This is a genomic window from Sphingobacterium lactis, assembly GCF_011046555.1.
In the GTDB taxonomy this organism is placed as follows: Bacteria; Bacteroidota; Bacteroidia; order Sphingobacteriales; family Sphingobacteriaceae; genus Sphingobacterium; species Sphingobacterium lactis.
Map to the genome: position 1 here is coordinate 3967183 of NZ_CP049246.1, position 22975 is coordinate 3990157.

17 protein-coding genes and 1 tRNA gene are annotated in these 22975 nt (G+C 42.3%); 8 read left to right on the top strand and 10 right to left on the bottom strand.

What is annotated here, in order from left to right; genetic code table 11:
* Positions 1-5: 5 nt before the first annotated feature.
* Positions 6-584: a Crp/Fnr family transcriptional regulator gene (locus G6N79_RS17230; protein WP_160003683.1), complete on the bottom strand. Its 579-nt coding sequence runs from the start codon at positions 582-584 to the stop codon at positions 6-8.
* A gap of 2 nt (positions 585-586) precedes the next feature.
* On the bottom strand, positions 587-1624 hold the full coding sequence (locus G6N79_RS17235) for an SDR family oxidoreductase (protein WP_103905842.1): 1038 nt from the start codon (positions 1622-1624) through the stop codon (positions 587-589).
* A 424-nt stretch (positions 1625-2048) separates the two neighbouring features.
* On the opposite strand from G6N79_RS17235, the gene G6N79_RS17240 reads away from it, so the two are divergent.
* Together G6N79_RS17240 and G6N79_RS17245 are read left to right on the top strand one after the other, a co-directional pair.
* A complete protein-coding gene (locus G6N79_RS17240; RefSeq protein ID WP_103905843.1) occupies positions 2049-2951 on the top strand; it encodes a GLPGLI family protein in 903 nt (300 codons plus the stop codon).
* Positions 2952-2959: 8 nt separating this feature from the next.
* Complete coding sequence (locus G6N79_RS17245; RefSeq protein ID WP_103905844.1) at positions 2960-5638, top strand: peptidase associated/transthyretin-like domain-containing protein; 2679 nt, start codon at positions 2960-2962, stop codon at positions 5636-5638.
* Positions 5639-5724: 86 nt separating this feature from the next.
* Here G6N79_RS17245 and G6N79_RS17250 read toward each other — a convergent pair whose 3' ends face one another.
* Positions 5725-6081: a bleomycin resistance protein gene (locus tag G6N79_RS17250; protein ID WP_103905845.1), complete on the bottom strand. Its 357-nt coding sequence runs from the start codon at positions 6079-6081 to the stop codon at positions 5725-5727.
* A 194-nt stretch (positions 6082-6275) separates the two neighbouring features.
* Here G6N79_RS17250 and G6N79_RS17255 point away from each other — a divergent pair, with 194 nt between their 5' ends.
* Complete coding sequence (locus G6N79_RS17255) at positions 6276-7061, top strand: outer membrane beta-barrel protein (protein ID WP_146060597.1); 786 nt, start codon at positions 6276-6278, stop codon at positions 7059-7061.
* A gap of 45 nt (positions 7062-7106) precedes the next feature.
* Here G6N79_RS17255 and G6N79_RS17260 read toward each other — a convergent pair whose 3' ends face one another.
* Positions 7107-7967, bottom strand: a complete 861-nt coding sequence (locus tag G6N79_RS17260; protein ID WP_103905847.1) for a thiol-activated cytolysin family protein — start codon at positions 7965-7967, stop codon at positions 7107-7109.
* A 19-nt stretch (positions 7968-7986) separates the two neighbouring features.
* Positions 7987-8553, bottom strand: coding sequence for a hypothetical protein (locus G6N79_RS17265; protein ID WP_103905848.1), 567 nt, complete (start codon positions 8551-8553; stop codon positions 7987-7989).
* 341 nt (positions 8554-8894) lie between these two features.
* Here G6N79_RS17265 and G6N79_RS17270 point away from each other — a divergent pair, with 341 nt between their 5' ends.
* Positions 8895-9992, top strand: coding sequence for a hypothetical protein (locus tag G6N79_RS17270; protein ID WP_103905849.1), 1098 nt, complete (start codon positions 8895-8897; stop codon positions 9990-9992).
* A 47-nt stretch (positions 9993-10039) separates the two neighbouring features.
* Positions 10040-12445 (top strand): TonB-dependent receptor, encoded by a 2406-nt coding sequence (locus tag G6N79_RS17275; protein WP_103905850.1) that lies wholly within the window; start codon positions 10040-10042, stop codon positions 12443-12445.
* 1006 nt (positions 12446-13451) lie between these two features.
* Here the strand turns inward: G6N79_RS17275 and G6N79_RS17280 are convergent.
* The 3 genes from G6N79_RS17280 to G6N79_RS17290 all read right to left on the bottom strand — a co-directional run bounded on the left by G6N79_RS17280 (position 13452) and on the right by G6N79_RS17290 (position 15168).
* Positions 13452-13982: an HXXEE domain-containing protein gene (locus G6N79_RS17280; protein WP_103905852.1), complete on the bottom strand. Its 531-nt coding sequence runs from the start codon at positions 13980-13982 to the stop codon at positions 13452-13454.
* A gap of 138 nt (positions 13983-14120) precedes the next feature.
* A complete protein-coding gene (locus tag G6N79_RS17285; protein ID WP_103905930.1) occupies positions 14121-14660 on the bottom strand; it encodes an STM3941 family protein in 540 nt (179 codons plus the stop codon).
* Positions 14661-15094: 434 nt separating this feature from the next.
* Positions 15095-15168 (bottom strand) — tRNA-Pro (locus G6N79_RS17290).
* A gap of 308 nt (positions 15169-15476) precedes the next feature.
* On the opposite strand from G6N79_RS17290, the gene rplS reads away from it, so the two are divergent.
* Positions 15477-15821, top strand: a complete 345-nt coding sequence (rplS, locus tag G6N79_RS17295) for a 50S ribosomal protein L19 (RefSeq protein ID WP_103905853.1) — start codon at positions 15477-15479, stop codon at positions 15819-15821.
* A 77-nt stretch (positions 15822-15898) separates the two neighbouring features.
* On the opposite strand, the gene G6N79_RS17300 is transcribed toward rplS, so the two are convergent.
* The gene (locus tag G6N79_RS17300; protein WP_103905854.1) at positions 15899-16888 is read right to left on the bottom strand and encodes a potassium channel beta subunit family protein; all 990 of its coding nucleotides are present in this window, start codon (positions 16886-16888) and stop codon (positions 15899-15901) included.
* 281 nt (positions 16889-17169) lie between these two features.
* Here G6N79_RS17300 and G6N79_RS17305 point away from each other — a divergent pair, with 281 nt between their 5' ends.
* Both G6N79_RS17305 and yidC read left to right on the top strand, forming a co-directional pair.
* Positions 17170-18780, top strand: a complete 1611-nt coding sequence (locus tag G6N79_RS17305; protein ID WP_103905855.1) for a CTP synthase — start codon at positions 17170-17172, stop codon at positions 18778-18780.
* A gap of 37 nt (positions 18781-18817) precedes the next feature.
* On the top strand, positions 18818-20629 hold the full coding sequence (gene yidC, locus G6N79_RS17310) for a membrane protein insertase YidC (protein WP_103905856.1): 1812 nt from the start codon (positions 18818-18820) through the stop codon (positions 20627-20629).
* A 911-nt stretch (positions 20630-21540) separates the two neighbouring features.
* On the opposite strand, the gene G6N79_RS17315 is transcribed toward yidC, so the two are convergent.
* Positions 21541-22890, bottom strand: a complete 1350-nt coding sequence (locus G6N79_RS17315; RefSeq protein ID WP_103905857.1) for an acyl-CoA dehydrogenase family protein — start codon at positions 22888-22890, stop codon at positions 21541-21543.
* Between the last annotated feature and the right edge of the window lie 85 nt (positions 22891-22975).

The following is a 22975-nucleotide window of genomic DNA, read 5'->3' on the forward strand; positions in this document are numbered from 1 at the left end:
CCCTTCTATCCTTTTTTAGCGATTTCCCTTCTGATCCTACTCAGCGATTGCGGTGTAATTTTCAAGTAGGAAGCTATAAAATGTTGCGGAATATGCAGAGCGAGATCGGGATAGCGACTTAAAAATTCCCGGTACTTGGTTTTTGCATCGCCAAAGTTCAAGAAATCATTATCCTTGATCTTATTCAATAAGGTTGCTTCTGTAATGGTCTTTAGGAAAATAAAGAAATTGGGAATTTCTTCCGTCAGTTTATTGATGACAGTTTTTCGTATCGCATAGATTTCCGAATCGACGACGGCCTGCAGTGCCTCGGAAGATGGAATTCCGGAATAATAACTCTCCAGATCCGTGAAAAATTGGTTTTCCCTGAAAAAGTACTTCGTGACCTCATTTCCATCCCGGTCCGGTTTATAGATCCGCACGATGCCCTTTTCGACAAATCCAATTTCCTGCGCAACCTCACCATATTCCAAGAAATAATCCTCCGACCTATATACCCGCACCTGGAAATGTTCAAGGATAATGGCGATATCTCTTTCCGATAAAATGGCTCCAAAGCCTAACATTGCTTTTAATCTGTCCATGATCATTGTACGATTTTCAAATCCAGGACGCTTTTTGCACAGGAAATTATGGCATCCGATGGCGATCCTGGATTCCACCCAAGTTCCTTAACTGCCCGATCACCCCTAACCTTTCTCGTTTTGCCCAAATCCAGGAGCACCGGTTTTAGGGACGGTTCAAAAACAGCCAATAGTTTCGCCAAAAAATTCGGCATCTCCCTAGTGCTGATCTTTCTGTTCGGGTAATGGTGCTTAAGCGTAGCTGCGATTTCCTTCATGGTCATGGGGCCCGCGGTTGCCATAAAACGCTGGCCATCGGCATGAGGAGCTTCCATACTGAGCACCAACAATTTCGCTACCGCTCGAACATCCACAATTTCGAAGCCAATATGGGGCATGGCTGGCATTTTTCCTGCCAATATTTTGACAACGATATTGGCAGAAGTACCATAATCATTCTCCAGAACCGGACCCAACATCGCGCCAGGCAGAACACTCACCAGCTCCATGCCTCTGCCAGTACGCTCCACAAAATCCCAAGCTGCTTTTTCCGCTAATGTTTTACTCCGGAAATAAGGTTCGGTATCCTGAAGGTTGGTGACATCCGTCCAATCCTTTTCGGTGAACACCTTTGCGAGTTCTGCTTCCTTTTTCCCATAAACTACCGCTGCGATCGATGAGACCAGGACGACCCTTTTCACACCATTGGCTGCCGCAGCTTCCAGCACATGCAGTGTCCCTTGCTTCGCGGGAACGATCAGTTCGTTCTCATCCTTGGGCAGTTCCCGAGGAAACGGCGAGGCTACATGAACTACATAATCCATTCCTTTGGTCAGTGACTTCCATACCTCCGCATCCAAGAGCTCCGCTTCCGCAAATTGCAACCGATCAGCATGTGGCGTATGCTGGGCAATAACCTCACGTATACTTTCTGCACGATTCATATCGCGCAGCGTACCGATAACCCTATAGCCTTTATTCAACAGGGCGATCGCTGTATGCGAGCCCAAAAATCCACTAATCCCAGTCAGCAGTACATTCTTATTGATGAAATTTTCCATGTCCTTATGTCTTGTTTACACAAAGAACAGGAATGGCCATTGGACGGCAATTACCATTTGGTAAAAAAACAAACTACTGTGCTTCGCCGAAAGTGATGAGATTGCTGTCGGGATCAAGAATGGAGAATTCTTTCTGTCCCCTATTTGTTTAGAACAAATTGACCTTCATAACTCATAACCCACACTAAAATTATTCGAGCTTACAATTTATACGTGAGATTGAGAAAAACCTAAAAGTTAGGCTAATAAATTCCTCAAGTAAACCAATTAGAGGTTAACAGAAATTTCAACAGCTTATTTATAAATAAAATTTTTAGGATGATTAAAAACAAAAAGTATATATTTATATCATTAACCATTAATAAAGTCACACCACCAATTATTGAAAAATTAAGTTGAATTTTTTGATTATAAAGGATAAACTATGAATAGACTTTTTCCTAAATTATTTGTATTTAGAATCCAAATTATTGTCTTTTTATTCATCAGTATTAAACAAAATACATGCTTAGCTCAAAATGTCATTTCAAAAGTTTACTATGAATTTGAGCATGTTGATGATAGAAACCAACCTGAAAATCCGCATAGAGAAGATCTTGTAGTTTACCTAACTCAAGAAGCCACAATTCAAAAAAATGTGACGACATTAGCTATACGGGAAGCCGTTAATGATTTTATATTTAATCCTAATAGACAAGTTAATTCAAATGGTGCTGCAGTATTAAATCTTCCAACCATACAAAAAAATATTTCAAAGTATGAGTATTATCATAACTTTAAAAACCGTCAAAGCTTTCTATTTAGTCATTTATTTGATACTTATTATGTCATTGAAGATGCATTCCCGGATTTAGCATGGGAACTTCTCGATGGCACAAAAAAAATAGGTGGATTCGATTGTCAATTAGCAAAATCAAATTTTGGAGGACGACTCTATTACGCATGGTTCACCACAGAAATACCCTACCCCTATGGTCCATGGAAACTACTTGGCTTGCCTGGATTAATCCTCGAAGCTTATGACGATAATAATGAGGTTTCCTGGAAATTCAACAAATTTGAATTAGTAGATAGTCAAAATGAGGAGCAGATTATATCTCCAAAAGACGGGATTATCACAACCAAAGAAAAATTCGAAAAAACTTTTAATTCGGTTAAAAAAAATCCTATTGCCGCCAGGAAAGCTGCCGTATCTTCCGCTAAAGCTTCAGGGGCATTTGGTTTAAAATTAGACAATTCAATCATTACAGAATATTCGGTTGGACACCAAAAAAGAGAGGGATTTAAAGAGAAAGTATTAAATAATCCGATTGAAATTGGTAAATAATTGATTTGATGATTTACTTGTTTCGGATTATTACAATTATATATCTTGTTTTCTGGAGCTTATCAATATTTCCTCAAGAAAAACATGCTATTTCAGGAACAGTTAAAACAAATGAGAATGAACCCATATCATTTGCTACAATATCGATCAAGCCTATTGAAACTAATAAAATTATTAGTTTCACAACTTCCGATAGTCAGGGAAAATTCAAACTAGTATTAGCACAAAACATCTCCTTAAATAAGTTAGAGCTCCTGATATCCCATATAAATTATGGAAAGAAGCTTATTGCTTTTGATCCCGAACTATTTGAATACGAAATCATTTTAGAAAAAGAAGCTAATCTGATAGATAGTGTCCATATTAAAAGATTTGCGAAAATAAACCAAAAAGGAGATACACTTCATTATAACGTTGAAGGTTTTTCAAAAATTGAAGATCGAAATATTGGCGATGTGTTAAAACGTATGCCTGGTTTTGAGGTAGCTGATAATGGAGAAATAAGGTTTAACAATAGGCCCATCTCAAATTTTTATATTGACGGAGATGACCTGTTGGGTGGAAAGTATGCCATAGGAAGTAAAACTATACCACATGATATTGTAAAAAACATTAATGTTTACACCAATCATGAGCATATAAAGGTGAATAAAGACAAATATAATTCAAATGAAGTAGCAATAAATTTAGAAATAAAAGAAGATGCCAAAACTAAATTAAATGGAATGACTAAAGTTGGTATTGGTACACCGGTAAAGTATGACATTGAAATCAATACACTTCTGCTTAACAAGAAGATAAAAATGTTAAACTCGCTAAAAGGAAATAATGTTGGTGATGATTTGACTTTAGCATTAACGGACTTATTAAGTGGCCCATCTGTACCAAGTAAGTTGGTTAGTTCTTCAACCGTTTCCTATCCTCCTATCCAGAGAAAACGCCATTTCATGAACAATTCAGGTATGTTTACGGCCAATAATTCACATCGCTTCAAAAACGATTTATTCGTAAGAAGTAATATAAATACGCACATTCAAAACAGGAGAACTGAATTTGAAGGAATTAATAATTTTTTCATAGTCAATGACACTGTAACGCTTAGAGAAAGTCAATTTGGAAATAACCTCGCTAAAGGATTGGGGGTGGATATTTATGCAGAAATGAATAAATTAAATTTTTACCTGAAAAATGACTTCAAATTTAGCACAGAAGTCGAAAATGATTTATCTGACATAAACAATTCAGTCACGACATTTAATCAAACACTGAGGAGTAATTCGCATTTAATTTCCAATAATTTGCACTACATTCCTAAGTTGAAAAATCAAAATATTCTTAGCGTTAATTGGCAGCTTACTAAAAAAAGAATGCCACAAGAAATATTATTTGACCCAAATATTTTTGAACCCATATTTTTTAATGAAATCTTATCGAATTCCCTAAATCAAAAATCAGGAAGGGATCTATTCTCTAATTCAGTAAATGCGGTTTATACTTTAAGAAATAAGAAAATACAACAGAATTATGGGGTAGAATTGGGTCATACCAGTCAACGCTTGTACTCAAAACTAAATAGCATTGATAGTTTAGGTATAGAAGCAAATTATCACGATGGGTTAGAAAATAATAATCTGAAATTAGGTGAATCAAATTTAAGCATCTATTCACGGTTTCGATACAAACACAAGAATTCGCAAGTAACGTTAAATATCCCTATTCGATATGCCTTTGTTAGGTATAAAGAAGAAAATCAACATAAAGAGGGAAACAAATCATTTTTGCTCATAGAGCCATATTTCGCCCTTGAACACCAAATTAATATTCAGGATAAAATAAATTTAAGCTATAATATAAAGCAGTCAATAAACGATATCAGGACTTTGTATCAGGGGCCTTTGATTCTTAATCATCGAACAATTCAACAAAATAGTGGATTTAAGATTTGGAGTCGTAAGACGCATAGCTTCTTGCTTGATTATTCGATAAAGCGGCCTCTAAAAATGGTATTTGCCAATATTGCGGGTAATTATTCTATTGCAAGCAGTGACATATTGAATACAGTTGTGTTTGAAAACAATGTTCAAAAGCATTTGCAAATTGATTACGCAAACCAAGTGAAATCTGCATCTGTGTATGCGAACATAAGTAAATACCTTTTTTCCTTGGCTTCAACAATATCCCTTAAGACCGGATGGAATGGTATAAAAATGGAAAATTTTTACAATAATGAATTATATCATTTTAGTAATGATAATTATACCTTGTCAACGTCTCTGGATTTTCAACTGTTTAAAGTTTTAGATGTGGCTCAAAAATTTGATTTAAATTATTTCAAAACAGAATCTCGTCCTCATTCAGCAAAAGATAAGATCACCAAATTTAATGCGAATCAAATCAAAAGTTCGACTAGTTTAACATTTTCAACCTCAAAAATATTTTATTTGAAAGCGTTAATTGAATCCATATACTTAAACCAAAAATCATCTGATGCCTTTAATTATTATTTCGTAGACTTTTCTGCCAACTGGAAATTCCCTAAATTAAGTTCAGAATTAGAATTAATTGTTAACAACATCTTTAATAAAAAAAATTATAATACTTTTTCCATTCATAATAACGGCTATATTCAGAATTCTTACCTAATTAACCCTAGAATTAGCATGATAAAATATGTATTCAATTTCTGATTGAACCAAGAATGTAGCCTTGTCTTGTTTACACAAAGAACAGGAATGGCCATTGGACGGCAATTACCATTTGGTAAAAAAACAAACTACTGCGCTTCGCCGAAAGTGATAAGATTGCTGTCGGGATCAAGAATGGAGAATTCTTTCTGTCCCCACGGTTTGACAGCGAGATTACCATTGGGATGGATCTTCACATCGCGGGTCAGAAAATCTTGATAGAGCTCATCGATCCGATCGGTGCGGATATACACCTGGCCATAGTTTTCCAACGGATCCAGCTCCTGAAACGAAAAGAAATGCAATTCCACATGGTCTTTCTTCAGGATAAGGTAACTTTCGAAATCTTCGCGTCCGGCCTCCGAAAAACCCAATTCGATGATGTAAAATGATTTTGTCGCCAGCTTATCCCGCATGGGTAGCTTTGGGCAAATTGATGTCAGCATAGTCTAAATCTTTACCAATAAAACGGGAAAATATAGAGAATGTTTTGCAACAGCTATCCCAAGACAAATAAATTGGAAACTGTCTCTTGTCTACCCAAAAGCTGATTAAGCATTTAAGATAAAAAAAATAGGATTTACCAGTAAATTTTCTATTAAATTAACGATAAACAAACCGTAAGTTAAAAAATCGCGTTATGAAATCAAGTATCAACGGAGAAATGCTGCACCTCCTTTTATTTTTAGCGCTGTGTGCTCCCCATTCACTATTTGCTCAATTCCGCCCAGCTATCGATATTCAAATAACACCCGGCGTGAGCGATGTCAGAAATTTTGGCTATGCCATGGATATTGATATTCATAATTTCGGAATGAGGACGTACGATGTTTCTTATGTGAATCATAATCAATCCTCATACATGATCAGTGCTGGTTTCGCCCTATCAGATCAGCTTTCGCGGCATAGCCACTTAGGGTGGCGGGCCGGATTGCACATTCGCAATGGAGGCTTTAATGTTTCCTCGGAACTTTTAAATTTAACAGGAGATTACAGACCCGATGACCTATTGACCCTACCGCCCTTCAATACCAGCAAACGCATCGATTATTGGTCCCTGCATGCACCCATTTCATTCACCTACCAACCTTTCGATAGACTTGGATTTTCATTAGGGCCCGATTTCTACTATCAATTGTCCGAAAACCCATCCTCTCCACGAACCTACGAAAACAGCAGGAATGGGTTATTGGGAAAGCACTTGGGAACATCATGGAACTACTACCCACAATACACCTATCCCTTTCAGGTTGGGGCACACATTGGCGCATTTATGCCGATCGGCAACAAGTTTATGGTCGAAGTGCAGGCGTTTACTGATATAACTCCACGCTTGACCATCCATAAGCTGAACGGCATCAGTTATCGTTTCAGGGAAATGGGAGCCCATATTACAGTTTCCTATCGACTAAATCCCAAACATTGATTGACGCAAAAAATCGTTCTCCCGACCCCTGCTCATCTACCTGTGTTAAAATTGATTCTCGAACATACTATGGTCCAAGAAATTGGCCGCACCAAAAGAAATAGGCACCCCATAATCTTTCAGGTCGAATTTCTTGCCCACGAATTGCAGGGCATCCAGCAACGGATTTACTGTGTTCTGCGTTGCCCCTTCATTGTTTCCGATCTTGATGACACGAAAGGTGCAATTCGCCAGGATACGCTGTTCCTTTTCGCTCAGTGGCTTCTGTGCTACCGCCTGATTAAATGCCGGACGAACCACCTCTGGAGCCAGTGCTGACTCAATGATGACGATCGCTTTCCTGCCATAGTTCAGGGAATTAATGTAGACCAGATCTTTCGCAGCTTCCTTATCCAATAAAGCCTGATTGACCTTAAATTGGCCAGTGGGTGGCAGGTCCATATCCACTGTGAAGGCTATCCGCTCCAGTTGGAGAACAAAGGCGGATTTTTGTTTACGTCTCTTTTCAGAGAGAGCAAACCAATTGGCCACATTGATCTGTTGCCCAAAATATATCGGTAGCTGATTGTAATCCTGCAGTTCCGTAATGCCAGCACTGAAGGATACTTCCTGTGTCCCTACGCCTCCATTTTTCTGCACGGCGGCTTGAATCGCTTGGTTCATGGACTCCGAGTTTGACCGAACCCCCATACTGCGCACACCGGGAATGCTGAAGCTGACCTGCAGCTCATCCTGGATGATATCCAGCCTGCGGTAGGTATCGGTATTGATCGACTGCTTATCCAAGACCGCACCCAGATACAACTGTTCTGGGGCCTTAGCCGTTATCACTGTTGCTTTTCCTTGGCTGAAGGCTTCCAAGCAGACCATCAGTACAACAGTTAAAACAAAAATTTTCTTCTTCATTCTGCCCATAACTATCCGTTTACTTATACAACAAACCATATGTTAACCAATACACTTCCATGGACGCGCTGGTCCTTAAGCTTTTATAACTCTCCAGATTGTAAACATGCCCCTTCGCGATATTGGTCATCGAAGGCTGTTCATTCCTTACGATGTAAAAGCTCAGGCTGGTCTTAAATTCGGTGTCCTTTCCGCGTTCGCCAAGTAATTCCCACTGATCATCGGCGGCCATCGAAATGTATAGCTTTCCTCCTTCCCATTTCGATTTGTAGGCCTCCGTAATCCCGCCGTGCTTCACCAAGAAAGCGGAATCTTTGGTCGCCTTGATCTCTAGGGGAAGTGCATACGCCTTATCTTTTCCGAAGTATTTCTCCACCTCCGTTTCCTTCAATTGGGAAACCTGCCCAGTAGGAGAAATATGCTGGAAATGATCGAACTTTAGTTGGTCGAGTTTTACAGCAAGTTCATATCGCGATTTCTCCGGATCAGGCGGACCTTCAGGGTCGATAATTTCATTCCCTGTTCCACAACGCCAGAAAATCAGCAAAAAACAACTTAGGACAGCAATACAGTTAAACTTCCTCATGGATAAAAATTATTCGTGAACTAGGTATTTCCGATTGGTTAGCGATAAAAAATACTGTTGATTCAACACAACGGAAATTTTTCTCTAAATGTAAACGATTATCTGTTAAAATACAACCAGAAAATATTGATTAAACATATTATTAACAAACAATTAACACATAACCAAACATATATCCATCCAACAAGGAAATATATTGGTGCAATTTAGCATAAACATACACACACGTACCATTTTAAGGCAAATACAACTTTCAAATTAGAATTACAATTATTTAAAGCAACATTGTTGCAATATAAATATATAATAATTAATTTTGTCCAAAATAACAATAATTACACATGAGATTATATATTAAGCCCCTTTCTCCGCTTTTCTGCGCAACTTTAATCCTTTATTTATTTTTATCATCCTGCAAGAAAACAGAACATGTACCACAGGTGGATCTGGTTATACCTACGGATCTATCCATACCCTACGGAAATGATACGACCATCCATATCTCCTCCCCCACTGGCAATTCGGATAAGATCACGTATTCCCTAGCCTTTGATGAAGCGACCAAGAACATTAAACTTCACAATGGGAACCTGCTGCAAACGTTGGAAAAGGCCGTGACCCTACATCAGGAAAAGGGCGACCTAAAGATCCAGACCGGCCTGCTCTTTCCAAATGGGGCTACATCCGTTAGTTCCGACGTCATTATTCCGGAGATTTATAGGGTGAAGGTGATTGCAAAAAGCAATACCGGAAATATCCTCAAGGAGGAGGACCTTTCATTCAAGATCCTGCCCGGAAAGATTACCTTCCAGGATGTGGATCAGACCTCAGCGAATGCCTTTACCTACCGGCTGTTCAGCAATAAGGAAACCTTTATTGCTTTGGATTCAACTGTCAAAATACCTGAAGGCAGCCAGCTGCAACTTCCGAAATCCGCCGCAAGTACAGGTATCAAAATCTCGGACAACCAACTCGTATTTCCGAGCAGCACGGGCAACTTGAGCAACTTGGAAGAAAAGAGTTACACGGTGGAACCTGCCTTGATCAAGGATGGATTCCCCGTTGCGAGCCGCAAATTAAAGGTGACCTTCATTCCACAGATCAAATTCTTCTATGGCTCCTATTACCCGGAATACGACATCACCGTGAAGACACCCCTATTGAATATTTCCCTATACGGAGGATTCCAGAGCCAGAAACCCGTGTTTTATCCGGAGAAATACCGTTCATCGTTCTCCATTGTTAAGATCGAAAAGGATGGCGAGCCATTCGAGGATACGGACAAGCTATTCGCCATAAAGGCCGACCTTGGCATTATTACCGTCAAAACCAACAAAACACTGCAAGCTGGTCAATATAAGATCTACACGAAGGCCGTGTTAACAACAGGCATGGTGCTTTTCACGGACCTGACCTTAGCGATGAAAGAAGGCGATTAAAATAAACGGCCACTACTAACGAATCGTTCTTTAAAATCCCATTGATCATGCAGAAACTGAAATGCATCCTGTTGCTTACAGGATGCTTTGCTCTCCCCCTACTTTCCCGATCCCAGGAACGCAGCGCCAAGGACAGTCTGGCGAACCTTAAAATTGAAGGCATCGACATCCTGGGCCATCGGCTTTTACGAAGCAACCTGGTAAAAATCGACCACAGGACCCTCCAGGATATCCAAGCCCACACACTGGGCGAAACTGTCAGCCATATTTCCGGCGTGCAGAACAGTTATTTCGGTCCCTTTGCCGGCGCTCCCGTCATCCGGAGCCTCAGCGGAAACCGTATCAAGGTCATGAGCAATGGCCTGGGCATCAACGACCTTTCGGGCAACAGTCCCAATTTCAACATGGGCATCGATATGGACAATGTCGAAAGCATTACGGTGCATAAGGGATCCGCCGCGGTTCTGTATGGCGGCAGGGCCATTGGTGGGGCTTTGAATGTGGAAGGCCGCACCATTCCCAAGAAAATGGACTCGGTTGCCTTCAATGCACGCGTACAGCTGGAAGGCAGCACCAACAATGGCTTTAAGCAGGCCTTCCAAGCGCAGGGCAACAATAAAAAAAATTGGGCCTGGCATGTTTCAGGATCGCACATGAAGATCGACAAGATCCGAATCCCCGGGAATACCAAACCTGACTTTGTGTATGATCCGAAGGTTATCGCTTTTGACAGTTTCCTACAAGGAATGGCCCAGTTGCATGTGGATGCCGGGCACAAGCTCAATACCACCATATTCCCCTACCTCAGTCAATATGTGCTCGATCAGTTTGCCCAGGGAAATACCGACTTAAGTGAAGAAGATAAATACACGTTCAAGGAAACGTATTACGACCGAGAGGATCAGATGGAAAAGCCAAACCCAAGGAACGATGCCTTTATTCCAGGGCAGGACCCGGAAAAGGACCGCAGCATTGCCTACGTCAATAGCATTGCGGATTATGTAAAACCGGAGAAGGGATTGATTCCGAATAGCCATGCCCAGCAATACACGTTCCAAGCAGGAACAAGCTACATCCGGAAGGATTTCTTCCTCGGCGTGGGTTATGAAACCCAATTCAGCAAATACGGGATCCCCGGCTATTGGACCTTCCATACCCCGCAGCACAACCATGGCCATGCCGGACATACCCATCCGGTGACCTATCTGCCGATCAACATGAAGAGCATTTCCAACCGACTGAAACTGGCTTCCCAGTATCAGGTGGATCAGCTTGGCCTATCCAGCATCAAACTGGATTACAGCGGTCAATTTGGAAGCGATCGGGAGTTGTTGGACATCTATCAGGCCAACACATTTGAGACCAAGCGGCATGCCCTGCGGATGGAGATCGAGCAGCAACCTTTCCATATCCTGAGCGGAACGACCGGAGTCGACTTCGCACAAGCGGATATCTCCGGCAAGGGTGGACTTCGGTATATGCCCAATTCCCTGAGTCGGGAACTGGGACTCTTCACCATGCAGAAACTGACCTACCAATTCGCTACGCTGGCCTTGGGCTACCGCCATGATCAGGTAAAACGAAAAGCATTTCCCGACGCGGCCTATCAAACGGGACGCGGCATGGCCGGCGGGGAATTCAGGGAGCGTGATTTCCACCTGAATCAATTCAGTGGAAGCCTGAAATTCAACATCACGGACATCGCCTTCCTGGAAGGACATTTCAACCATTCGGAACGGGCGCCCGAGGTAAACGAACTCTATTCGGGCAACAACCACTTCGCCATCCTCATTGAAGAGAACGGGGACGACCGACTGAACAAGGAAACAGCAAACGGCATCGAACTGAATGGCGGCCTCAACCTGAAGAACCTCAAGATTTCACTGGGCTGGTACAACACCCACTACAATGATTACCTGTACCTCGCCCACACCGGCATCTCCAGGGGCATGAATTTTATCGTGAAGGAATGGCGCGCCGCAGATACGGAAGTGCAGGGTTTCGAGGGAGACGCCAGTTATATACTTCGATTCGGCGATAAGAGGTCATGGGAGTTTGGCGGTTATTTCGACCTGGTAAAGAATGAAAACCGTTCGGAGGATGAGATGCGGGACCATTATGACGGTGCCTACATGCCGAATATGCCAACCAGCAGATTCGGTCTATCCAGCAAGGTGAACTACGGAGCCATCTATTTTTATGTGGCATTGGATCGATACCTGGAACAACGGTTTCTGGGCAAGAATTTAAGCGTCGAACCAGCCATGCCGGCCTATTCCCTGTTAAGTGCCAGAATAAGTTACTCCGGCAAGCTCATGAAACAAAAGGTGGAATACCATATCGCAGGGAATAACCTGCTCAATCAGGAAGCCAGACCGCAAAATTCCTGGTTGAAATATGTTTCTCCATTGCCGGGAGCAAATATCAGTTTCGGTGTCAATGTGCTATTGTAGGAGCTGGTGCGCAAGCGAATTTACGCTTAGCCAAGAGCCGTTGGATCCAGGTCATGCGAACAGAATCGGCAACAATTTATCGGGATATAATTAGATCCCCCATACCATCCCTTGGATGGCTTATCATACAGGTGCAACCTGCACAGGGGTTGCAACTGTATGAATATATCAATTGGCGAACACCGCAATAGACCAAGCCCAGTTCCAAAAACAGGATATAATCATTCTGATGTGCCCATTAAAATGATGATTGAAAAGATGCCATGTTGTATGCTCAATTTCTGCTGAAATCCTGTTGAAATCCTGTTGAAATCCTACTGAAAATACCCCATCCCACCTATTTGGCCAATAACTCGAAAAACCTTCATATTGGGTACGGATACGTAGCCTTTCACCCGTTTTTTGCATTTTTCACAAAATCGGGCTTCATCTATCCATAGACATAGATTTTCGGTTTTATCGGCCACAAATACCTATTACCTTGGTGTGGACCTTGTCTAAGGTGAGTCCGAGGTGAGAGCGTACTGAGAGCGTGGTGAGAGCGTGCCTATAGCACGTGTCCAGTACGGCTACACCTCGAACGCACCTCGGACGGGACTCGAACAAAGTCCACGAGTGGGTTAAGCTGGTTTTGGCAGCATTCGGCAATAATCAAAATGAAAAAAATGGGATGGGTTTGATGAAAAATTAATAATACAAGAGCGTGTGGACGTTTTTAGAATATCAAGTAATGCGCAAATTCGCTAAGGAATTATCAAAATTTGGCGAGGAGTAGATGTTTTTAACTTATTGGTTTTCAGGTGATTTAAAGATAGGGATTATTTTGTTTAATAGGGTGAAAATAATGAAAATTTCAGGGGTAGAAATGAAGGGGTAGGGTTGATTATTCTATTAAGTTGGTTTCAAACATCACATAACAGGAAACATATTCAGTGGCCTAGATATGCAGAGGGTTGCAACTTAGTCGTCACACCGCAATTTTGCCAATGCAAAGTTAGCAGATGGCTTATTGATCCTTTATCTGTTGCATTTTTTCAAATTTTGCAATCAATTTGTGGACCAATAATAGGTTTAATATCACGATTACGAAACCTATTACTCCCCATAATATTTTATCACTTAGTTCTAATAATTTGGATTCATTTAATTTTTCAAGAGTGTAGAAGCAATATGGCAAAACCAAAAATGAAGTAACTATTGATGGTATGTATTTCCGGTAAATTATCCATTGAATAATATGAATTATGATATGTATGAAAAATCCAATAAATATTCCATACCATAATTTAAAATCCTCATTCATAATTGCAAAGACTGAAATAATGGATACAATTAGAAATTCTTCTGCGACCCCTAAAGCAAAAGACGAAGTAGAAATATTTTTAAAATGCGGAAGAAATTTGTTTGCAATTTTAGGAAATCTTCGAGTCAATTCATTTTCGTTACGAAGAATCCATTTCTTGAAAAATATTATTTCTTCAAAATCATGAATCATAAAAATGATTGGGAATATCAAAACTAATATTTTTAATTCCATAATATTGATTTTAGATTCACCTCGATATTTTTTTTAACGATCCGCGTATTAGTGATAGTGGCGTATTGGAAAGACGAACCTTTCAAATTATCACTTAATCCGCCATTGTGCCAACCCCTTTTAGCTGTTCGTTATTATTTATTGTTTATAGGTTTTCAATTTTTCAACTAATACCTTTGATAGATCGTCAAAGTTTGTCTGTAATACGGTTGAAGATATGCTAATTGGGGAACCATAACTTTTATAATTCATTTTCATAGCGCTACGTTTTAGGGGGTTTTTAATTTTATCCAAATAATCTTCAGGATTGTTTACAATAAACAATAAAAATTTTTGATTAAACACATGTGAAACTTTGATTTCTCGAATGTCTGACCACGGAATAAATCCTGCTGAAACGCCACTTGAATTATCATTTACTCCTTCATGATTGATTATTAAACCTGGTTTTTTGTCTAATAATTTTCTAAAGATTGATATTCCTACAATTCCGAAAAATAATATAGAAGCTATTCCTGAAATTAGAATAACAATAGGATTTCTCATTATTATACTAGTGAACTTTTGAGGGTTTAAAACGAATAATCCCCCAAGAACAACAAAAACACATGCCCCCAAGAGGGTTAATATCATTTTCCTTTTACTCAAAGGAATTTCTATCTGTTCATGATGGTTCATATTTTCGGAATTTTGTTTTGTGAATGGTTGATTAATAATGATAACATACATCTGATTTTGCGAAACTAATTTACAAAAAGATTAGTCAACTCATCTCTATAATCATATATCAACAAACAGGTAAAACGTAAAGAGGTCAGCATATCCTATCCAAATGATCGGCTGGCCCTATCAAAAAGCTGTAGGAGTTGTTATTGGATGAAAATCCTAAATTGGAGTACCCGTATCCAAAGCGATAGAGCTGAGGAATAGGTTTGGCTGACACATATAACTCGCACAGGTTCGCCACTATCCGTCAGAGATGGTAGGTGGCAGGATTGGCTCAGCCCCGCTATCCCCCACCACAGCCCTGAGCCTCCTGCGGATCGAACCACGGTTCGAATCTGCCACACCCGGACACAAAAAAAGCCCGACGAAAGTCGAGCTTTTTTGTGTCGGGGTGGCAGGATTCGAACCTACGACCTCCACATCCCAAATGTGGCGCGATACCGGGCTACGCTACACCCCGAAAAGGTATCACCTTTGTTTTGTGTGGCACAAATATACGGCGAAAAATAGTTTTGTCAAGTATTTTTTCAGAATAATTCCTAACCCACTCATTTATTGTTAATTATTTTTTAACCCAACCGATCCCTTGTATTTTAACAAAATTCTTTTACCCATTATATATAATTACAAATTTATTTCCCTACCTTTGCAACCATTCTTGTAAAAGAAGAAGAATTTTTAAAAAAGAATTTTCAATTATCAAAATAAAGCTGTAATATTGCATTCCGATTTTTACAGGTTAAATATCGTTATTAATTACTCAGAATCATGGATTTAGTAAAATTTGTAGAAGAACAAGCGGTTGTAAAGAATGAAAATCCCGCTTTCAAAGCCGGAGATACCATCAGCGTTCATTATAAAATTCGCGAAGGAAATAAAGAGCGTGTTCAGGTGTACCAAGGTGTGGTTATTCAGTTAAACAGCGAAGGTACAAACGCAACTTTCACCGTTCGTAAAATTTCTAACGGAATTGGTGTAGAGCGTATTTTCCCTGTAAACTCTCCTAACATTCAAAAAATTGAAGTAAACAGCGTAGGTAAAGTACGTCGTGCTAAATTGTTCTATTTGCGCGGTCTTACTGGTAAAGCTGCTCGTATCAAGGCAAAAAGATAATCACGTCTTTTTAAAAGACAGTATATATAAGGGCTTTGCAATCGCAGAGCCCTTATTTATTGTGTTTTCCCTCCGTGTTAGTGTTGGGAATCTACAGGCTGTGTGCCCATGATCTCATCGATCCTTACCTTCACCTCTGGTGTAAGCAATGGAAGCACATCCAGCGCTTTGAGGTTTTCCGCAAGTTGACTTTCCTTTGTTGCTCCCAAGATGGCTGTTGTTACATTTGGGTTGCTGATGCACCATGCAATGCTCAGGGTTGCCAGTGAAACACCGAGCTCTTCTGCATATTCCCCCAAGGCCTTAACACCTGCCAATCGCTCTTTCGCCATTGCCTTGTCGCGCAACCATTCGTAGCCTTCCAAGGATAGACGGGAGCCTTCAGGAATTCCATCGTTATATTTTCCGGTCAGCAGTCCCGAAGCCAGTGGACTCCAGATGGTGGTACCCATACCGATGTTCCGAAAGATCGGCGCATAATCGACCTCCACCTTCCGCCTATTGAACAGGTTATATTCGGGTTGCTCCACAGCGGGGCCTTCCAATCCAGCTTCTTTGGCCACCATGTGCGCCTCCACAATTTCCGCAGCGGACCATTCGCTGGTTCCCCAGTACAGGATCTTCCCCTGTTGGATCAGTGTATTCATGGTCCTCACCACTTCTTCGATCGGCACGTTCTTGTCCGGACGGTGACAATAATACAGGTCGAGATAATCCACCTGCAATCGCGTTAGCGCCTCATGGCAGGCTTCCATCAAATGCTTCCGGCTCAAACCGTGCTGGTTGGGTTTGTTCGCCTCGCCGCGCCAACCGAAAAATGCCTTGCTGGAAAGGACATAGGAAGTGCGATCCCAGTTCATCTTCTTCAACACCCTACCCATCATCTCCTCAGACTTACCCGCAGAATACACCTCTGCATTATCAAAGAAATTCACCCCTGCTTCATAGGCCTGCGCCATTAACCTTTCGTTGATCTGGTCGTCGGTCTGTCTGGCGAACGTCACCCAGGACCCAAAGGACAGCGCGCTCAACTGCAGGCCGCTCTTCCCCATTCTTCTGTATTCCATATTGCTTTTTTATTTAAAAATAAACGAAAAGATCGAGTTCCTATATCTGCTGAAGGTAAAAAATGCACAACTCCACAAAGAACCGCCCTCATAAAACCTGATCTATAAAGCGTAAATGCCCATCAACTTCCTGAAAGCATTTCCGTTACCCATACAAAAGCGTCCGAACTATTTTTTTTAAACCAATTCTCATAAAAATTCTTATCTTTGTATCCCGTACATAGAGCAGATGAAAGGCACTTTTTTTAGGGGTCTGAACCTGTGAAATCCATTTAATTGTTATGACTAAATACATCTTTGTTACGGGCGGCGTAACTTCGTCGTTAGGGAAAGGAATTATTGCAGCCTCCCTTGCTAAGCTTCTCCAAGCACGTGGTTTAAAAGTAACCATTCAAAAATTTGACCCGTACATCAATATCGATCCAGGAACGTTGAACCCTTATGAGCATGGCGAATGTTATGTTACAGAGGATGGTGCTGAAACGGATTTAGACTTAGGTCACTACGAGCGTTTCTTGAATGTTCCGACCTCGCAGGCGAACAATGTTACCACGGGCCGTATCTACAGTCATGTCATTGAGCAGGAACGTGCCGGTGCCTACCTGGGCAAAACCGTGCAGGTTGTTCCGCACATCACCGATGAAATCAAGCGCCGCATGTTGCTATTGGGGCAATCTGGCGAGTACGACATCGTCATCACCGAGCTGGGTGGTACGGTTGGCGACATCGAGTCCCTACCGTTTATCGAAGCCGTGCGTCAATTACGCTGGGAGTTGGGCAATAACGACTCTTTGGTCATCCACTTGACCCTGGTTCCCTACCTTGCTGCTGCTGGTGAACTGAAAACAAAACCTACACAACACTCCGTAAAGACTTTATTGGAATATGGTGTTCAACCCGATATCCTGGTCTGCCGTACGGAACATAAGCTGAATAACGATATCCGCAAGAAATTGGCGCTGTTCTGTAATGTGAACATCAATGCAGTTGTGGAATCGATCGATGCGCCTACCATCTATGATGTACCATTGAACATGTTGAAAGAGCAGTTGGATAAAACCGTATTGGCAAAACTGAAGCTGTCCACGAAGAACGATCCGGATCTGGAGAACTGGAAATCGTTCCTTGGCAAGCTTAAAAATCCAACAGGCGAAGTGAACATTGGGCTTGTGGGAAAATATGTGGAGCTTCCTGACGCCTATAAATCCATCGCTGAAGCATTTATCCACGCTGGTGCAACCAACGAAACGCGTGTAAAGGTGAAATATATTGCTGCGGAAAGTGTAAACCAAGAAAATGTTGGCGAGAAGCTGAAAGGCTTGGACGGCGTTCTTGTAGCACCGGGCTTTGGCGAGCGCGGATTGGAAGGCAAACTGGAAACCATTCGCTTCGTTCGTGAAAACAAGGTCCCTTTCTTCGGTATCTGTCTGGGTATGCAATGCTCGGTGATCGAATTCGGAAGAAATGTATTGGGTCTTAAGGGCGCGAACAGCTTTGAAATGGACGAGAAGACACCGCATCCGGTTATCAACCTGATGGAAGAGCAGAAGAACATCAAAAATATGGGCGGAACGATGCGTCTGGGTGCTTATGATTGTGAGATCAAGAAAGGTACCAAGGCATTCGGCATCTACGGAAAGTCCAAAATTTCCGAAAGACACCGTCACCGTTACGAGTTCAACAACGAGTACCTAAAAGATTACGAAAAGGCCGGTATGATTGCCTCAGGCATCAATCCAACAACGGGATTGGTTGAAATCGTGGAACTGAAGGACCACCCTTTCTTTGTGGCGGGACAATTTCATCCAGAATTAAAGTCAACAGTAGTAAATCCTCACCCACTTTTTGTTAGCTTTGTAGCCGCCGCTTTGGCGAACAAGAAATCACAGTAGAGGATTGCTCTACACAATGAATAGTAATAAATAAAAAATGGATAGAAATAACATTCTAGGTTTTATCTTAATCTTTGCCATCTTGGGGGGCTCCTTCTTCTTATTGAAGCCGTCCGAAGATGAGATCAAAAAGGAGCAACTCCACCAGGACTCCATCAAGCGAGCGAATGAAGGATTGCCGCCGCTATCGGACTCCCTGAAGAAAGCAAATGTGCAGCCGGCAGTTAGCGATTCGGTATTATTGACCCAACCGTTCGGCGCAGCATCAAGAGGCACCGATCAAATCGTCTCCTTGGAGAATGAATTGATCAAGGTGAATGTGAGCAGCAAAGGTGGTCGCGTAAAATCTGTTGAGCTGAAAGGCGAAACCAACTTCGATGGATCCAATCTGATCCTTTTCGATGGCGACAACAACAAATTCGGATTGGAATTCAACGTTCCTGGAAAAGCCGTTAAGACCAACGACCTGTACTTCCAGGCGCAAGGCGGCAACATCTCTGTTGCTGGTCAGGATGCCAAATCATTGACCATGCGCCTTTCCTACGCACCGGATAAGTACATTGATTATGTATATACCCTAAAAGGCAACGACTATAATGTGCAGTTCGATATCAAAACGGTCGGTATCAGCTCACTTTTGGATGTAAACTCCAAGAAAGCCCTATTAAACTGGGAAACCACACTTACACAGAAAGAACGTAACGTTAAATCGGAGCGCGAGAAATCATCGATCTTCTATAAAGAGGTTGACGGAGATGTTGACCATCTTTCGGAAACCAGTGATGATGACGAAGTGATCGAGAATAAGCTGGCATGGATCGCCTTCAAGCAACACTTCTTCTCGTCGATCCTGACGAGCAAAGAAGGCTTTACCAATGCGGAGCTTAAATCGACCTTCATGACCACCGATGGTGTCGTGAAGAACTACCGTGCGACTTCCGAGATCGCACTGACATCAGACGCACAGCACGGATTCAGCTTCTTCTTCGGACCGAACAAATACAAGACCCTAAAGGCAGAAGGCAACGACTTCTCCAAGATCATCAATATGGGATGGGGACCGATGGGATGGATCAACAAATTCATCACCGTACCGATCTTCGATTTCTTGGATGGTTTCAACATGAACTATGGTATCGTGATCCTGATCCTTACCTTGTTCCTGAAACTCCTGATGTTCCCACTGACGTACAAGTCCTACCAATCCATGGGTAAAATGCGCGTTTTGAAACCGCAATTGGATGAGATCAAGGCGAAAGTTGGCGATGACAATCCGATGCTATTGCAACAGGAACAAATGAAACTGTACAAACAGGCTGGCGTAAACCCATTGGGTGGCTGTCTTCCGTTATTGTTGCAGATGCCATTTACCCTTGCTTTCTTCTTCTTCTTCCCGAACTTATTCGAGTTGCGCGGAGAGAGCTTCCTATGGGTGAAAGACCTTTCTACATATGATGCGCCGATTACCTTCGCACCGATCTTCGGTGTGGATCACATCTCCTTCATGTGTATCTTGATGACCCTGACTACCCTATTGACCACATGGTACAACAACTCCACTTCCGGAGCGGTGAACAACCAGATGAAATATATCGGGTACATCATGCCATTGATCTTCTTCTTTGTACTGAACAGCTTCCCTGCAGGTCTGAACTACTATTACTTCCTATCTGCGGTACTTACCTTCTTAACGCAGGTGCTTATCCGTCAGTTTGTGAACGACGATAAGATCCTAGCGAGCATTGAAGCGAACAAAAAGAAGCCGCAAGGCGAAAAGAAACAATCATCCTTCCAAAAGAAAATGGAAGAAATGATGAGACAGCAACAAGCGAATAAAGACAAGAAGTAATCTATAAAATAAGAGCGCCCGGTTTTAAAAAAAACCGGGCGCTCTTATTTTATAGAAGTGAGATTTGAGATGTGAGATATGAGATAGAAAGGGAATTATGAAGCGGCTTTATTACGCTAAAGAAAATCTTTACTAAATGACAGCCTTACTATCTCAAATCTCAATACTCATATCTTATATCTAAAAGAGGGATATGAGATAGGTTTTGAGGCACAAGAGATCCACCGCACTGGGCCTGCCGCACAACTCTTGCGCCAGCGTGGTTTACGGCTTTAAAAGGGGTGTTTTTTTGGGAGGGGATGGGCGCGCTTTGCGCGCCCATCCCCTCCCAAAAAAACACTCAAATCGCGCTAACCAGCACGCTGGCGCAAGTCTCTTGATGAGGGCTGCGCGGTGGAGGACTTGTGCCTAAAACATGCCGTAGGCACAAAGACATCTTTCAACCCATGCAACCTCGGAGAGGTGTAACTATTTTAGAAAATTAGTTAGCACACCATCCAACCCCAGAGGGGTGTCACTATTTTAGCATGAGCGATAAGATAAATTGCCCCCCGCATCGTTTTTTGGTTTGCTGAAGCAAACCAAAAAACGATGCGGGGGGCTTTGGCGATTTGTAGCGGCGTTCCTAAAATAGTTCAACCCCTCTGGGGTTGCATGGCGGAAAAATGTCCTAAGGATGTATGGTAGGGTTCCATCCAAAGGCACAAGAGATCCTCCGCACTTGGCCATCCGCACAACTCTTGCGCCAGCCTTGTGCGCTTGAAATAAGGGCGATATTTTGTTGTTGAATACGTGTTATTGGACATGTGCCTTAAAAATGCCAAAGGCACAAGAATCCAACCGCTCAAAAAAAAGGCGACCCACGGCCGCCTTACTATCTCAAATCTCATATCTCATATCTCACATCTACATTAGACAAACGCGCTAAAGCCCGTTATGCTTCTGCCGACGATGAGGGAGTTGATCTCTTTGGTACCTTCATAGGAATAAATCGCTTCCGCATCCGCGAGAAAGCGCGCTACGTTATACTCCAGTAATATACCGTTCCCGCCCATGACTTCACGTGCCTTGGAAACGATATCGCGCATCCGAAGGGTACAGAACACCTTTGCCAGGGAGGCATGTTCATCCCTGAGCTTGTCGTCATCCTGCAACTCCGAGAGTCGGAACACCAGGGTTTGCATGGCTGTCAGGTTGGACAGCATCTCTACCAGGTGGTTCTGGATAAGCTGGAAGGACGCGATTGGCTTACCAAACTGCTCGCGCTTTATGGTGTAGTCCAGTGCATTCTCGTAGGCACCACGGGCACAGCCGACAGCCATCCAGGCCACTCCTGCCCGGGTCATTTGCAGCACCTTTGCCGTATCCTTGAACGAGTTGGCATGTGGCAAGCGGTCGGAGTCAGGAACGACGCAGTCTGTCAGCGTGATCAAACCATTCTGCACGATCCGAAGCGCCATTTTTCCTTTGATCTTCTCCACGGCAAAGCCCGGATTTTCCTTGCGGACGATAAATCCTTTCACCTGTTGGTCATCCAGGTCGCGCGCCCAAATAATGGTGATATCGGAAAAGGTGGAGTTACCGATCCATTTCTTCTGTCCATTCAGCACCCAATTATCTCCATCGCGTTTACAGGTTGTGGTCAGTCCACCGGCTGTTGCCGAACCTACCAAGGGCTCGGTAAGGCCGAAGGCACCGATCTTCTCCAGCTGCTGCATCTTGGGCAACCATTCATTCTTCTGTTCTTCCGATCCGCACATGTAGATGGAACCCATCGCCAGCCCGCTCTGCACTCCCAGGAAAGTGGCAATGGAGGGATCGACCCGCCCGAACTCGCTGGCAATAATGCCATCCATCAGGGAAGTTCCCCCCGCACAGCCGTAACCTTCGTACACATACCCACAGACATTGAGCTCCCGCAGTTTGGGAATAATCTCAAAAGGGAATTCATCATGCAACCAATATTTATTGACCAGTGGTTTTATTTCAGTTTCCAGGAAGGTCCGTACCTTCATCTGCAGGGCACGGTCGGTTTCGGATAATTTGGCGGATACATCGTAAAAATCGGCATTGATCGGCGGTGGATCCTTTTTCTTCTTGCTGCCGGTCAACATTTTCATGGCCATATTCAGTTGATTCTCGTCCATTTTGGATACTGCACCCAAAACTTGCGCTAAATCTACCTTTTTCGAAATCTTTTCCAACTGCTCAAAATCAACTGATTTTAAGAGCTTTAGGATATTCTTTGCTTTGTCAAACATATCAATTCTTTAAAAACTTAACAGAAATATAACAAAATTTGTTTTTTCTTGTTGCAAATCAACAAAACAGTAGTATATTTGCCCT

Bases quoted from the DNA above. Each gene is read 5' to 3' on its own strand.
- G6N79_RS17230 (WP_160003683.1), bottom strand. From the start codon at position 584: ATGGACAGATTAAAAGCAATGTTAGGCTTTGGAGCCATTTTATCGGAA.
- G6N79_RS17235 (WP_103905842.1), bottom strand. From the start codon at position 1,624: ATGGAAAATTTCATCAATAAGAATGTACTGCTGACTGGGATTAGTGGA.
- G6N79_RS17240 (WP_103905843.1), top strand. From the start codon at position 2,049: ATGAATAGACTTTTTCCTAAATTATTTGTATTTAGAATCCAAATTATT.
- G6N79_RS17245 (WP_103905844.1), top strand. From the start codon at position 2,960: ATGATTTACTTGTTTCGGATTATTACAATTATATATCTTGTTTTCTGG.
- G6N79_RS17250 (WP_103905845.1), bottom strand. From the start codon at position 6,081: ATGCTGACATCAATTTGCCCAAAGCTACCCATGCGGGATAAGCTGGCG.
- G6N79_RS17255 (WP_146060597.1), top strand. From the start codon at position 6,276: ATGAAATCAAGTATCAACGGAGAAATGCTGCACCTCCTTTTATTTTTA.
- G6N79_RS17260 (WP_103905847.1), bottom strand. From the start codon at position 7,967: ATGAAGAAGAAAATTTTTGTTTTAACTGTTGTACTGATGGTCTGCTTG.
- G6N79_RS17265 (WP_103905848.1), bottom strand. From the start codon at position 8,553: ATGAGGAAGTTTAACTGTATTGCTGTCCTAAGTTGTTTTTTGCTGATT.
- G6N79_RS17270 (WP_103905849.1), top strand. From the start codon at position 8,895: ATGAGATTATATATTAAGCCCCTTTCTCCGCTTTTCTGCGCAACTTTA.
- G6N79_RS17275 (WP_103905850.1), top strand. From the start codon at position 10,040: ATGCAGAAACTGAAATGCATCCTGTTGCTTACAGGATGCTTTGCTCTC.
- G6N79_RS17280 (WP_103905852.1), bottom strand. From the start codon at position 13,982: ATGGAATTAAAAATATTAGTTTTGATATTCCCAATCATTTTTATGATT.
- G6N79_RS17285 (WP_103905930.1), bottom strand. From the start codon at position 14,660: ATGAACCATCATGAACAGATAGAAATTCCTTTGAGTAAAAGGAAAATG.
- rplS (WP_103905853.1), top strand. From the start codon at position 15,477: ATGGATTTAGTAAAATTTGTAGAAGAACAAGCGGTTGTAAAGAATGAA.
- G6N79_RS17300 (WP_103905854.1), bottom strand. From the start codon at position 16,888: ATGGAATACAGAAGAATGGGGAAGAGCGGCCTGCAGTTGAGCGCGCTG.
- G6N79_RS17305 (WP_103905855.1), top strand. From the start codon at position 17,170: ATGACTAAATACATCTTTGTTACGGGCGGCGTAACTTCGTCGTTAGGG.
- yidC (WP_103905856.1), top strand. From the start codon at position 18,818: ATGGATAGAAATAACATTCTAGGTTTTATCTTAATCTTTGCCATCTTG.
- G6N79_RS17315 (WP_103905857.1), bottom strand. From the start codon at position 22,890: ATGTTTGACAAAGCAAAGAATATCCTAAAGCTCTTAAAATCAGTTGAT.